General features: G+C 41.8%; 13 protein-coding genes and 2 pseudogenes. 3 read left to right on the top strand and 12 right to left on the bottom strand.

The features are described 5' to 3' along the window. Positions 1–2: 2 nt before the first annotated feature. From N4G44_RS02575 to N4G44_RS02520, 12 genes and pseudogenes are all read right to left on the bottom strand, one after another. Positions 3–1,862 (bottom strand): TonB-dependent receptor plug domain-containing protein, encoded by a 1,860-nt coding sequence (locus N4G44_RS02575; RefSeq protein WP_474924492.1) that lies wholly within the window; start codon positions 1,860–1,862, stop codon positions 3–5. A 137-nt stretch (positions 1,863–1,999) separates the two neighbouring features. Further along, positions 2,000–3,672, bottom strand: a pseudogene (gene cysI / locus N4G44_RS02570) (assimilatory sulfite reductase (NADPH) hemoprotein subunit). A gap of 17 nt (positions 3,673–3,689) precedes the next feature. Continuing rightward, positions 3,690–4,703, bottom strand: coding sequence for a diflavin oxidoreductase (locus N4G44_RS02565; protein ID WP_474925035.1), 1,014 nt, complete (start codon positions 4,701–4,703; stop codon positions 3,690–3,692). 5 nt (positions 4,704–4,708) lie between these two features. Continuing rightward, on the bottom strand, positions 4,709–5,101 hold the full coding sequence (locus N4G44_RS02560; RefSeq protein ID WP_474924491.1) for a flavodoxin domain-containing protein: 393 nt from the start codon (positions 5,099–5,101) through the stop codon (positions 4,709–4,711). 38 nt (positions 5,102–5,139) lie between these two features. Continuing rightward, positions 5,140–5,397 carry a hypothetical protein gene (locus N4G44_RS02555; RefSeq protein WP_474924490.1) on the bottom strand — a complete coding sequence of 86 codons (258 nt, stop codon included), beginning with the start codon at positions 5,395–5,397 and terminating at the stop codon, positions 5,140–5,142. After that, positions 5,387–6,231: pseudogene (cobA, locus tag N4G44_RS02550) on the bottom strand (uroporphyrinogen-III C-methyltransferase). Before cobA ends, N4G44_RS02555 begins: the two are co-directional and overlap by 11 nt. A gap of 24 nt (positions 6,232–6,255) precedes the next feature. Then, positions 6,256–7,167: a cysteine synthase A gene (gene cysK, locus N4G44_RS02545; protein WP_474924489.1), complete on the bottom strand. Its 912-nt coding sequence runs from the start codon at positions 7,165–7,167 to the stop codon at positions 6,256–6,258. A gap of 119 nt (positions 7,168–7,286) precedes the next feature. Further along, positions 7,287–8,120: a serine O-acetyltransferase EpsC gene (epsC, locus tag N4G44_RS02540; protein WP_474924488.1), complete on the bottom strand. Its 834-nt coding sequence runs from the start codon at positions 8,118–8,120 to the stop codon at positions 7,287–7,289. Further along, the gene (locus N4G44_RS02535; RefSeq protein ID WP_474924487.1) at positions 8,121–9,359 is read right to left on the bottom strand and encodes a sulfate adenylyltransferase subunit 1; all 1,239 of its coding nucleotides are present in this window, start codon (positions 9,357–9,359) and stop codon (positions 8,121–8,123) included. A 98-nt stretch (positions 9,360–9,457) separates the two neighbouring features. Continuing rightward, a complete protein-coding gene (cysD, locus tag N4G44_RS02530; RefSeq protein ID WP_474924486.1) occupies positions 9,458–10,366 on the bottom strand; it encodes a sulfate adenylyltransferase subunit CysD in 909 nt (302 codons plus the stop codon). A 10-nt stretch (positions 10,367–10,376) separates the two neighbouring features. Next, positions 10,377–11,090: a phosphoadenylyl-sulfate reductase gene (locus tag N4G44_RS02525; protein ID WP_474924485.1), complete on the bottom strand. Its 714-nt coding sequence runs from the start codon at positions 11,088–11,090 to the stop codon at positions 10,377–10,379. An 83-nt stretch (positions 11,091–11,173) separates the two neighbouring features. Beyond that, complete coding sequence (locus N4G44_RS02520; RefSeq protein ID WP_083996783.1) at positions 11,174–11,590, bottom strand: RrF2 family transcriptional regulator; 417 nt, start codon at positions 11,588–11,590, stop codon at positions 11,174–11,176. Between the two features lie 144 nt (positions 11,591–11,734). Between N4G44_RS02520 and pepT the strand changes: the two genes are divergently transcribed. The 3 genes from pepT (at position 11,735) to N4G44_RS02505 (ending at position 14,039) form a co-directional block, all read left to right on the top strand. Beyond that, the gene (gene pepT / locus N4G44_RS02515) at positions 11,735–12,982 is read left to right on the top strand and encodes a peptidase T (protein WP_474924484.1); all 1,248 of its coding nucleotides are present in this window, start codon (positions 11,735–11,737) and stop codon (positions 12,980–12,982) included. 5 nt (positions 12,983–12,987) lie between these two features. Beyond that, complete coding sequence (locus N4G44_RS02510; RefSeq protein WP_474924483.1) at positions 12,988–13,560, top strand: energy transducer TonB; 573 nt, start codon at positions 12,988–12,990, stop codon at positions 13,558–13,560. A 233-nt stretch (positions 13,561–13,793) separates the two neighbouring features. Further along, positions 13,794–14,039 carry a hypothetical protein gene (locus N4G44_RS02505; RefSeq protein WP_474924482.1) on the top strand — a complete coding sequence of 82 codons (246 nt, stop codon included), beginning with the start codon at positions 13,794–13,796 and terminating at the stop codon, positions 14,037–14,039. Positions 14,040–14,113: the final 74 nt, after the last annotated feature.

Genomic DNA, 14,113 nt, shown 5'->3' with positions numbered 1-14,113 from the left:
TTTTAATTTATCATTGAAAAAAGTTTGGTAAGCTGTGCAAAAGCTCCGTATTTCTGATAGATCACATTTTTTCCGAAAGTACCGTCGGGCAAAGGAATATTCCTTTCACTGACAGGTCTTCCGAAATCCACAAAATTATTCCCGTCCGGTGTGATGCTGTAAAGGCGGTAATCTGCTCCGGCCAGCAAGCTGAATACTTTGACAAATCTGCTGAAGTCGTAAGTGATTTCTCCCTGGTAAAAGCGGGATCTCTGGTCAAGCTTTGCCCCTCCGGTGGCCGGAGCTCCTGCAACTCCCGAATTGGCAGAATCCCAGTTGTTAATGCCAATAATTGTATTTTTTAACTGTTCAAAAGCGGCTGTCCCGGGCACGACTCTGTTTTTATCTGCTTCCTGTCTGGCGAGAATAAAGGCATCATTCAGGTTTACGCCGGCATTGAGCCTGTCCTGTAAAGCGGACTGAAATATATTTTTCCAGTTATTATTGGAAAGGTTGGTAAGGTCCAGATTATCTGCCAGAGGTTTCAGGTTGTAGGAGTCTCCTGTATTTTCTATGGACACATAGGATCTGAATGTCAATTCTTTACCTGTAAGCTCCACCTTATGATTCTGAACGGTGGCATTTTGCAAACGGATCTTGTTTCCCCGCTGGAAAGTTCCATCCAGCAGACCGTACCGATAGACGTAGGAAGTTCTCCACTGATCCCCGAAACGGTAATATAATCCGGCATCAAATTTTATATTTTTCACTTCCGGGCTTATCAGATCTTTTTCATAGTAACCCGTCCTGGAAACATTAAAGGTCGTTGGCTTTCCATTATAATTCACTTTTACAGAAGTCCGGTTATTTCTTTCGTCCCCGTATTTATTCCAGAGATCTTCAGCAGGATTATCGGCTAAAGAAAAGTTGGGATTGGCGGTGATCAGTGAGTTAGGGTTCTGGTCTGTGCGGTTGTCCGAAATCCAGTCGATCCCACTGAAATAGGAACCATTGATTTTTACCGCAAAGTTTTTATTGATAACCTTCGCAATTCTGAATGCACTTTCTCCCAAAGCAGCAATTTTATGACTGACATTGTCGACATGGTTCACACCGCCTCTGAAATACAGGCTTACTCCTTCTGAGGTAAAAGGATCTTTTGTCTGAAGGCTGGCCAACCCATTAACAGCATTCATTCCGTAAAGGGCGGAAGCTGCCCCGGGTGTAATCTCCATGGACTGGATATCCAGTTCTGTAGGCCCAATGGCATTTCCCAGCGGAACTCCAAGTGTGGCAGACTGTACATCTACTCCATCTACCAGCTGCATAAATCGGAAGTTATTCGGAGAGTTGAATCCCCGGGAATTGGGAACTTTTAAGGTAAGACTTGAGGTTAAAAGCTGAAGTCCTTTTACATTTTCCAATGTTTCGTAGAAGCTGGCGGCAGGGCTTTCGCGGATGGTTTTAATATCAATTTTTTCAATCGCAATCGGGGATTTCAGGATTTTCTCAGGAACACGTGAGGCTGAAACCACGACTTCATTGATAATGGTATTCTGAGGATTCAGGTCTACTGAAATTTTATTGGACAGCGAGAGTATTTCAGTGGTCTGCCCGGCAAACCCATCTTTGGTGATGACAATTCTGAAAGGGATTTTCACCCTTGTTCTCAACGTAAAGGCCCCATCCTGATCTGTTATGGCGGTATCCTGAGTTTTTTCAACCTGGATCTGTACTCCGGCGATGCCTTTTTGGGTATCTGTATGCTTGATGATTCCACTGACTTCAATCAGCTGCTGAGCCTGCAAAAAGCCAGTGAAGAAAAGGATAAAAAAAGGAATAAAATATAATTTCTGTTTAGAATATTGGTGTATGGATTTCACTTGTATATAATTTTAGGATTTAAAAATGATGTATGCGTCGTCTCTTAAAGAACAGCACATACACATTCGTATTCCTAAAAGATTCCGGTCATGTTTTCGGCCAATTTCCTGCCTGTAAAGAAAGTTGATCATATTTTTTATTTTGCGGTTTGTAAATAGCGATAAGAGAAATCACCAAAGGTTTCTCCGGGATTTCTTTGTTCAGAATAAATACCAAACAGTTCATCAAGCGTCTGCAGGATTTCTTCTTCGCCGATGTTTTCTTTAAATTTTGTGTTCAATCGCATTCCCAGCCTGTCGCCTCCGATGTGGAGGTTATATTTTCCGTAAGCTGTTCCCACAAATCCGATTTCGGCATTGGGAGATCTTCCGCAGCCGTTGGGACAGCCGGTCATCCTGATCGTTATGTCTTCATTCTGAAGACCGTATTTTTCCAGAACAGGCTCTATTTTAGTGACCAAAGACGGCAGATAGCGCTGCGCTTCGGCCAATGCCAGTGAACAGGTATTCAGGGCAACACAGGCCACGGAGTTTTTACGAAGGGCACTTACTTTATCAGTATGTCCGGAAATTCCTGATTCCTTCAGAAGAGCTTCAATTTCAGCTTTATCATTTTCTGAAATATCAGACAGGATTAAGTTTTGATTACAGGTAAACCGGAAATTTACTTTTCCTGTTTCTGCAATTTTCAAAAGCCCTGATTTTAAAGGATATCCTTCTATATCAAGCACTCTTCCGTGCTCTACAAATAAGGTATAAAACCATTTTCCTTCATGATTCTGCGTCCATCCGTAACGGTCCTTTCTTTGTTCAAATTTAAAGTCCCGTGCAGGTTCAAAGCTGAAGCCGCATCTTTTCTCTACTTCTGCTCTGTAACCATCAATACCCAATTTATCAATCGTATATTTTAACCTTGATAGTTTTCTGTCGCTCCTGTTCCCGAAATCACGCTGTACGGTGATGATTTCATATACAGCTTTCAATACCTTTTCTTCCGTATCCACAAATCCCAGCACAGACGCCAGACGAGCATAGGTAGCTTCGTTGCCGTGGGTAGCACCAAGTCCGCCTCCAGCAGCAATATTATACCCTACAATTTTATCATCCTCAATGATCGCAATCAGGCCAATATCGTTGATAAAAACATCTACATCGTTATTGGGAGGAACTGCAATTCCTATTTTCAGTTTTCTCGGCAGGTACCTGTCCTGGTACAAAGGGTCTTCTTCTTCCTTGCTGTTGATAACTAACTCGTCATCAATCCACAGATCATAGTAGGCTTTGGTTTTCGGAAGGCACATTTCACTGATCTTTCCTGCCAGTTCAAAGGCTTCCTTATGCAGAGGTGATTCGGAAGGGTTGGAAGTACACGTTACATTACGGTTTACATCACCGCATGCTGCTATAGAATCCAAATGGTGAAGATTGAAACTCTGAATCGTAGGTTTTACGTGTGATTTTAAAATCCCATGCAACTGGATGGTCTGGCGGGTGGTTATTTTAATCACTCCCGTGGAATGGTCGCCTGCAATATCGTTGAGACCCTGCCATTGTTCCGGGGTCAAAAAACCTCCCGGAAGTCTGAGGCGGATCATATAGGAATACAGCCATTCCAGTTTTTTCTTACTCTTTCTTCACGTCTGTCCCTATCATCCTGCTGGTACATTCCGTGAAATTTGATAAGGGTCTGGTCATCTTCCCGGATGGCTCCGGTAAAATCGTCCAAAAGGCTTTCCTTCAAGGTTCCCCTAAGGCCGTTGCTTGCTGTTTTTATTCTTTCTACGGGAGAAAGGTTATTTTTATCTGTCATTGTTATCCGTTTATGATTTAATACACATCTTTTACATATCTGCCACTGAGTTCCAGCTCCTCCAGATATTCCTGCGCTTCTTCCAGGGTCTGTTTTCCCTTGTCCTGAAGGATGTCCAGAATTGTTTTTTCCACATCTTTGCTCATAGGATCTTTGGCTCCACATATGTACAAGGATGCTCCTCCTTCCAGCCAGTGATATACTTCCTGTGCTTTCTGCTCAAGCTTGTGCTGTACATATACTTTTTCTGCCGTATCCCTGGAAAAAGCAAGATCAAGATGGGTAAGCGTTCCTGTTTTCAGGAAGTCCTGAAGCTCAGCCTGGTAAAGGAAATCTGAGACAAAGTTCCTGTCCCCGAAAAAGAGCCAGTTTCTTCCTTCTGCTCCGGTAGCATCCCGTTCGTAAAGAAAAGACCTGAAAGGAGCAATTCCGGTTCCGGGCCCAATCATAATGATGTCTTTCTCCTGTTTCGGAAGTCTGAAATGCTTAGCTTCCTGAATGTAAAATTCAAGTTCTTCTCCTTCATTAAATGCTGCCAGGAAACCGCTGCAAAGACCATTTTGCTTTTTATCGCTGACCAGGAATTCAGATTTGGCTACGGTAATGTGAATTTCACTATCTCCATGCGCTTCCAGAGATGATGAAATGGAATATAGACGGGGCGACTGGCCTGTTAAAACAGAGATCACCTGTTCAAATTCTTCAGCATTTTTTACCGGATAGATCTTCAGCAGATCAAGAAGGCTTAAGCGTACTTCAGGAATATGCTGCCCGGTGATCCGTGCATATTGAGCGACTGTAGATTTAAGAAGATAACTGATATTCAAATGCTTATAAAGCAATTCTTCTGCACTGGCTGTAATTTTTGAAGTTGTAATGTGCTTTTGTGGATCAATCCCTGTCAATGAAATGATTTCATCCACCTCTGTTCTTGGGTTGAAAGCCATCACTCCCAGAGCATCTCCGGGGCTGTAGACAAGGGGTTCTTCGGTTTCTATTTCGATGTGGTAGGTTTCCTTATCAGACCCAATGTCATTCAGATTAATGATGGATGAAACTTTTCCCTGGTATTTTTTCTTCCGGTGGAAACCTTTGGCGCTGCAGTACTTTTCTGGCCGCTTTCTGTTGTTTTACTGACCACGCTCAAGATATGTTCAGCCCAGCTGTGGGATTCCTGCTCATAATCCACATCACATTTTTTTAAAGGAATGATCCGCTGTGCTCCTAATACTTCAAGACGTGAATCCACATCTTCTCCCGTTTTACAAAACAGAGGATAGCTGCTGTCTCCCAGTGCCAGAACACCGAACTTCAGGTTGCTGAGATCCGGATCATTTTCATGAAGATGATCGTAAAATTTCTTTGCAAGAATCGGAGGTTCTCCTTCTCCCTGGGTGCTGATAATGATAAAGAAAAAGTCTTCTTTCAAAAGATCTTTTGGCTTATACTGGGAAAGATCTGCCAGCTTTACCTGAACTCCTTTTTCTTAATGACTCCTGCCAATTCTACCGCCAGCTTTTTGCTGTTTCCGGTTTCGGTACCATAAGCAAGTGTAATTTTTTTCTGAGAAAATGTTTCAGCATGAGCTGCAGGAGAAATAATTTCCTGCACCGCAACTGATGACCCGGCAAGGCCTGCCAGGAAACCACTGGCCCAGACGGCTTCATCTCTGGAGAAGCTGCCGGATATTTCTTTGAGAGCATTTAATTTGGTTTCAGACAGCATATTGAAAAATATTTTGAGGGTTTGACACTACAGTTCCGTTCGTTACAGATTTAAAATAAATCCCTTCCTGTGTAGGCTCCTGTAGCCAGGAAAACTCTTCGTGCAGGTTCACTACTTTACCGATTACCACCAATGATGGTGATACAAAATCTTTATTTCCTAATTTCTCGTGAAAATCTTCCAGAGATGAAGTGTATACTTTCTGGTAAGGGGTGGTAGCCTGTTCAATGACGGCGATCTTTTTGCCTTCTGTTTTTCCTACTGATAAAAACTGATCTACCAGTCCGTTCAGGTTTCCTTTGGACATATAGAAAACAAGGGTGTCTTCTGATGTTCCAAGCTCTTTCCAGTAATCATCACTGAGAATTTCGGTTTTGTAATAGGTGAGAAAACGGACTGATGTCGCATAACCTCTTGCTGTTAAAGGCATTCCGGCATAGGCCGCCGCCCCTGAAGCCGCTGTGATTCCCGGCACTATTTCGAATGGAATCTGATATTGCTTCAATACTATCAATTCGTCTAAGACATTGGAAAAAAAGAGATATCTCCTCCTTTGAGCCTGACCACGGTCTTTCCCTGAGCGGCATACTCAACAATCAGGGTATTGATACGGGATTGCGGGGTGGAAGCATTTTTACTGCATTCTTTTCCCACATATACGATTTCAGCTTTTTTAGGAGCGTAGCGTTCTATAATTTCAGGGCTTACCAGACGGTCACATAAGATCACATCGGCTGAAGCAATGGCTTTTACGGCTTTTACAGTGATCAGATCAGGGTCGCCGGGTCCTGCGCCTACCAGGAAAACCTGTGGCGAATTGCTATTTTGTTTCATTTTAAATCTTTTTATTAGTGACGTCTAGAAAAGTCCTTCTATGGACAGGTACCTTTCGCCGGTATCATAATTTACGGTCAGAATATTTGATCCTGCTGGTATTTCAGGTAGTTTTTTTGCGACTGCAGCTAAAGCGGCTCCGGTAGAAATCCCAACGAAAAGGCCTTCCTTCTTTGCAGCTTCTTTGGTATATTCAAAAGCTTCCTCTTTTCCGATCTGAACAATCTCGTCCAAAAGAGCGGTATCAAGAATGGATGGAACAAATCCGGCGCCAAGGCCCTGCAACGGATGCGGTGCCGGAGCTCCTCCGCTAAGGACAGGTGACAGTTCCGGTTCTACGGCAACAACTTTGATATTGGGAAACTTCTGCTTAAGAACCTTCGCAATTCCGGTGATGTGCCCTCCGGTTCCAACGCCGGTGATCAGATAATCAAGTCCGTCAGGAAAATCTTTAATGATTTCCTGGGCAGTGGTTTCCACATGCACTTTAACGTTCGCAGGGTTATCAAACTGTCTCGGGATCCATGAGTTCGGGGTCTGCTGAGCCAGCTCTTCGGCTTTTTCAATGGCCCCTTTCATTCCTTTTTCTCTGGGAGTGAGAACGAATTCTGCTCCGTATGATTCCATAATTTTGCGGCGTTCCAGACTCATACTTTCAGGCATCACGAGAATCAGCTTGTAATTTTTTACGGCAGCAACCAAAGCCAGCCCGATTCCGGTGTTTCCACTGGTTGGCTCTATAATAATACTGTCTTTGTTCAAAAGACCTTTAGCTTCTGCGTCCTCAATCATGGATAAAGCAATTCTGTCTTTGATGCTTCCTCCGGGATTGGATTTTTCAAGTTTGATCCAAACTTCGTGTTCTGTACCGAAAAGTTTATTAATTTTAACGACCGGGGTATTTCCGATGGTTTCTAATGTGTTCTGGAACTTCATACCGACTCAATTTTATGTTGTTTTTTAAATTTTAAATCATGAATTTTTTATCATTAAGGATTAATTAGACTGTTAAAATGATTAAGAAACTCATTCTTAACGGTTAAAATTTATCCTTACTATATCACAAATGTTAAAGATTCCGGGAGCGGCCCGTTGTCTTTTATTTTTATTTCACTTTTATTATAGACCAGAGAATTGGGAGGTACATTTTGGGTAATCCATACATTTCCTCCGATGATACTGTCTCTTCCTACCGTTGTTTCTCCGCCCAAAATCGTTGCCCCTGAATAAATAATGACATGGTCTTCAATATTGGGATGCCTTTTTTCGTTGGCTTTATCTTTTGAAACATTCAAAGCGCCGAGGGTTACTCCCTGATACAGCTTCACATGATTCCCGATACGGGTGGTTTCTCCGATGACGATTCCCGTTCCGTGGTCAATGAAGAAATGTTCTCCGATGACCGCTCCGGGATGAATATCTATTCCTGTCCTGCTGTGTCCGTATTCCGATATCACACGGGGCAGGGTTTTCACTTTCTGAATCCACAGCTGATGGGAAATTCTGTAAACATATGTTGCAAAAAATCCGGGATAGGAAAGAAGGATTTCTTCCAGAGATTCCGTAGCAGGATCGAATTCGAGAATAGATTCAGCGTCAAGGATGAGTTTACTATAAATTTCCGGCAGTGCAAGAAAGAAATCCTGAGTATGCTTTTCAGCTGCAACCTTATCCGGTTTAATGCTTTTAATCAAATCCAGAAGAAGCTGCTCCAATAGTTCAAAATCATTCTGAAGCTGATCTGCTGTATCGAACTGCTGAGAAAGAAACAGTGAACTGTATAATTCTGTGACGAAATCTTCCATTTTGATTTTATCAAAGAAGCCTGCCGAACTGCTTTTCTTTTTCTCAAGGACTTTGCTAATAAAATAATCTGAAACTGCCATCATCTACTGAATTATACATGCCGCAACGGTCGTATTGGACGTTTCATCCACTAAAATGGCCGAACCTGTTTTTTTATTGCTTACAAAATCATCAAATACCAAAGGCTGTGCTGTACGTATGGTTACTTTTGCTATTTCATTGAGCTTGATCCCTTCATCTGCAGTCTCTTTTTCCAGTGTATTGACATCGATTTTGTACTCTACCTGTTTTACCACTGCTTTCAACAGTCTGCTGTGATGCTGCAAAACATATTTATTTCCGGGCTGAAGCCCTTTCTGATCCAGCCAGCACAGTAAAACCTCTATCTCTTTTTCCACCTTCGGAAGCTCTTCTGCTGAGGTGAAGAAATCTCCCCTGCTGACATCGATATCATCTTTGAGCTGAATAACAGCCGGCTGCCCTTCAAAAGCTTCCTGAACCTCAGCTCCATTGACTTCTATGGATGAAATTTCGGTGATAATCCCTGCCGGCAGAATAGCGATCTTGCTTCCTTTCTGAAAATTTCCGCTTACAATCTGCCCTGCGTACCCTCTGTAATCATGTAATTCTTCAGTCTGGGGACGGATGACATACTGTACCTGGAAACGGCTTCCGCTGTTCTGCTCAAGGTCAATCTCCACTTCTTCCAGATATTCTAGAAGGGAATTTCCCTTATACCAATCGGTAACGGCCGACAATGAAACGATATTATCTCCTTTCAATGCTGAAATCGGGAAATAGGTAACATCTTCCAGACCCAGTTCTTCAGCAATTTTGGAATAATCTGCTTTTATGTTTTCAAAGACTTCTTCCGAATAGTCTATCATATCCATTTTATTGATGGCAACGGCTACCTTTTTCAGTTTCAGCAATGAAGCAATGATGGAATGTCTTCTTGTCTGCTCGATAACTCCTTTCCGGGCATCGATCAGGATGATCATCAGGTCGGAATTGGAAGCTCCGGTAATCATGTTTCGGGTATACTGAACATGTCCCGGAGCATCTGCAATAATAAATTTCCTTCTGGATGTCGAAAAGTACCGGTAGGCGACATCAATGGTGATTCCCTGTTCTCTTTCTGCACGGAGCCCATCCGTTAAAAGAGCCAGATCCACACCGTCTTCATTTTTGTTTTTAGAATGTTTCTCAAGCACTTCCAGCTGATCCTGTAAAATGCTCTTGCTATCGTAAAGCAGTCTTCCGATGAGGGTACTTTTACCGTCATCTACGCTTCCTGCTGTTATTAATCTTAATATATCCACGAGTTTTTTATAAATGATGATTGATGAATGATAAATGATGAGTAATAAGTAATGGGTTTGTACTTTATTATTTCTCATTACTCATCGCTCATTACTTATTAAAAGTAGCCTCCTTTTTTACGGTCTTCCATTGCGGCTTCGGTCACGCGGTCGTCAATTCTGGTTTCGCCCCTTTCTGAAATTCTGGTGGCGACAATCTCCTCAATGACTTTGTCTACGGTAGCTGCTTCAGATTCTACTGCGGCAGTACAGGTCATATCTCCTACGGTACGGTAACGGATTCTTCTTGTTGTTACGGTATCACTTTCTTCCAGTACGGCAAATTCAGAATTCGCGATCCACTGCCCGTTGAGGTCTACGACTTCCCTTTCATGAGAGAAGTAAATAGATGGCAGTTCAATTTTCTCTCTTCTGATATAATTCCATACATCCAGCTCTGTCCAGTTGCTGATCGGGAAAACCCTTACATTTTCTCCTTTGTGGATTTTTCCATTGAAAATATTCCAAAGTTCAGGACGCTGCAGCTTGGGATCCCATTGTCCGAATTCGTCCCTTACAGAAAATATTCTCTCTTTTGCTCTGGCCTTTTCTTCATCCCTGCGTGCTCCTCCGATGCATGCATCAAATTCAAATTCCTCAATGGTATCCAGTAATGTAAAGGTCTGCAACCAATTGCGGCTTGGGAATTTTCCTTTCGGCTCTGTAAGTTTTCGTTCCCGAATGGTATCTTCTACTTTCCTTACCACCAGATCTACATTCAGTTTTGTGGCCAGCTCATCCCTGAAGCTTAAAACTTCCGGAAAATTGTGCCCCGTATCCACATGAACAAATTTGAAAGGAATCTTCCCGTGGGGAAATGCCTTTGCCGAAAGATGAGCCAATACAATGCTGTCTTTCCCTCCGCTGAATAATAAAGCCGGACGCTCAAACTGCCCTGCCACTTCCCTCAGGATATAGATGGATTCTGCTTCTAGCTGATCTAAATAATTTAAATGATATAATGACATATTGTATTTTTTATTGATGAACATGTAAACCGCATTCTTTTTTATCTGCATCTTCCCACCACCAGCGGCCTGCTCTGAAATCTTCCCCTTCTTTGATCGCTCTTGTACACGGTTCGCATCCGATGCTTACAAATCCTTTTTTATGAAGATAATTATAAGGTAACTGATGATTTTGAACATATTCTGCGACCTGCTGCGTTGTCCAGTGAAGGATGGGATGGAATTTTATAATCTGATGATCCGGGTCCCATTCCAGCTGCGGCATCTGTCCTCTTCCCGCGGAATGCTCCGAACGTAATCCGGTGATCCAGACTTTATATCCCTGAAGTGCCTTTTTGAGAGGAACTACCTTCCTGATATTGCAGCAAGCTTTTCTCTGCTCTACGGACTGATAAAAAGAATCCGGCCCGTTTTCTGAAACAAATTGCTGCAGAGATTCCGGATCCGGATAATAGGCTTTTATATTTTTTTTAAAGAACGCTCTGGATGAGGCCCATGTTTCGTAAGTCTGTTCAAAAAGTCTTCCCGTGTCCAGCGTAAAAATATCAATATCAAGATTTTTTATCAGGTGGGTGACTACCTGGTCTTCGTAACTGAAGCTGGTAGAAAAGATGACTTCTGCAGGAAATTTTTTGGCAAGAACCTCTAAAAAATCATTGGCAAAAGTGCCCCCAGAGGCCTCTCCAAGCAATTTATCGAATTCTATTTTCAGAGTATTTTCCATTGTGAATTGAAATTAACTTCTGCAAATATATATAAATCCTATTTATCCTACCAAATTAGTAGGATATAAAAATTAAAAAAAATTCAGCTGTTTTTGATGAAAGAAGTAAGAGTGGCTTCCATCATGCTTTTTCTTGTTTTCTCTCTTACAATGATCAGCTCATTCCTAAGATAGCAGGTCGCCTCGTCTACACAGTCGTCACAAGGCTCATAGAAATTTATTGAAATACAAGGAGTTAAGGCAATAGGACCTTCAAAAATACGATAGATATCAGCCAACGAGATATCATCAGGCGACTTCAGTAGGTAATATCCTCCGGCGGTTCCCTGCTTACTGTTGACCAACTTGGCTCTTTTCAGCTCAAGAAGGATCTGTTCTAAAAATTTTTTGGAAATATTCTCATCCTGTGCAATAATAGCGGTTGACAAAAATCCCTGATTGTAGTTTCTTGCCAATCTAACCATTGCTTTCAAAGCATATTTGCAACGTTTGGACATCATAATTGATGCAAGTTATAACAATTTATTTGATTATCGAAATTGTGGTTCCGGATTAGGAAATGAAATCGCATCCAGGGTTGAAATTCTCCTTTAAAACCAGAATTTGAAAAATTTACATTGTATATTTGTTGAAATTTAAAATTCATGAGCGCAATCGAATTTAACCAGATGTGGAAAGAGAAATTACTGAACCGTTTTCTTGCCTATGTAAAGATATACTCAACCAGCGATGCAGAAAGTGAAACAACACCTTCTACGCCCAGACAGTGGGATATTGCAAAATATATTGCTGAAGAATTGAAAACGATAGGCCTGGAAAATGTTTCTATTGATGACAATGGTTATATCATGGGATATGTTCCTTCCAACCTGGAGAATGATGACAGACCTACGATAGGTTTTATTTCACATTATGACACGTCTCCGGATTTCAGCGGGGAGAATGTGAAGCCGCAGGTTTGGGAAAACTATGATGGTAGTGATCTTCTTTTAAACCCAACTACCGGATTTACATTATCCGCTTCAAAATTTGAAAGTTTAAAAAAATATATTGGCCAGACGCTGATCACTACAGACGGAAACACGCTTCTTGGAGCCGATGACAAAGCAGGATGTGCAGAGATTGTAACGGCTGCAGAATACCTTATTGCCCACCCGGAAATAAAACATGGAAGAATTGCTGTAGGATTTACACCTGATGAAGAGATCGGAAGAGGCGCCCATAAATTTGATGTAGCTAAATTCGGTGCTGAATGGGCTTACACGATGGATGGAAGCGAAGTGGGAGAACTTGAGTATGAGAACTTTAACGCCGCAGGAGCTGTGGTAAAAATTCACGGATTGAGCGTTCACCCGGGCTATGCTTACGGAAAAATGGTGAATGCAGCTCTTCTGGCCGCTGAATTTATACAATTGCTTCCGGCCAATGAGACTCCGGCTACGACAAAAGGTTTTGACGGGTTTTATCATTTAATGGACATTACAGCTGATATTTCTGAGGCTAAACTACAATACATCATCCGTGATCACGACGAAGAAAAATTTGAAGCCAGAAAGAAATTCATGGAGGAAAAAGTGGCTGAATTCAACCAGAAATACGGAGAAGGAACCGCTGAAGTGGAGATTAAAGAACAGTACCGAAACATGAAGCAGCAGTTTGAAGGAAAAATGCACATCATTGACCTTGCTGCAAAAGCAATGAAAGAAGCGGGTATTGAACCTTTAATCAAAGCGATCAGAGGAGGAACGGATGGAGCCCAGCTTTCTTACATGGGACTTCCTTGTCCGAATATTTTTGCAGGAGGAATGAACTTCCACGGACCTTACGAATATGTGGCCCTGGAAAGCATGGAAAAAGCAACTGAAGTAATCATTAATATTGTAAAAGCCTAATCCTGATGAAAAAACTTTCAGCATTAGCCCTTATTTTCATTTTTTCTTTCAGCTATGCCCAGGTTTCTGAATTTCAGAAAGCAGATTCCCGGTATGAAAGAAAGATCAAGTCTCTGTACAAGAAATATCCGAAGCCTAATGATGAAAGAACCAAGCAGGAATGGCTTCTCACAGAGGAAAAGATTTCGGCATACAAAAATGCTTTAGAGAAAATTTCCGAGGAGGAAAAGAAAACTTTTACGGATGTTCCGCCTCCTGCAGCTCCCAAAATTACAAAGGAAGCCGAATATGAAACCGGAAAAGCCTCTTTTCAAAAACTTTTAAATGAAGCTGTAGACCTTACTTTCCTGAATTTTGCAGTAAATCCTTATAAGATTACTTTGAAATTCACTCTGGATTCTAATGGAAATGTTTTTAATGCAAGGGTAAAAGGGAGTAATGAAGATGTGAATGCTTTTATAGAAGCTGCTTTTTACCGTATCAAGGACAAAGGGAAATGGAAGCCGGCAGAGTCCAATGGCAGACCTGTCCTTTCTGTAGTCAGTCTTCCTTTACAGTTAAATTTCAGTAAAAAATAATTTTAAACCGTTGTGAGAACAGCGGTTTTTTATTTCTGAGAGCTTTTCAACGCAAAGTTTTGATCTAAAAACGGACATATTCAAGTTGACCAAATTAATTGACATTGATTTCTTGCCAACTTAGCCTGGCTTTTACTTGCAATTTCTATCCTACTTCTCTTTCTGATGAAATGATTTATTTTTTGGTATATTTACGTAAATACCAGATTACTAACTTTAAAGATCAAATTATTATGAGAAACATTAAGAAAATTTCAAGAAAGAATCTTGCATTGATTCTTGGCGGAGGAGGCAACGGATGCCATATGAGCGGCGATTCTGCCTATTGCTGGACAGACTGTGACTGTACTTTCGGAAAAGCCTGTGAAATGGATGCTGACGGAAATCCGGGAACATGTATTGCGGTAGGCGGAGGGAATCCGGGTGGCGGAGGCGGAGGCTGCATTCCACCCACCATTTGTGAAGAAGAACCTTTTTAATACAACCGCCGGAAGATCTGCTTCCGGTTTTTTTATTTCATTCATCCAAAAACAGATCCTTGTCAAAGCATCTG

It is taken from the genome of Chryseobacterium sp. GTID13 (genome assembly GCF_056172655.1).
This window is presented reverse-complemented; position numbering and strand designations above follow the sequence as displayed.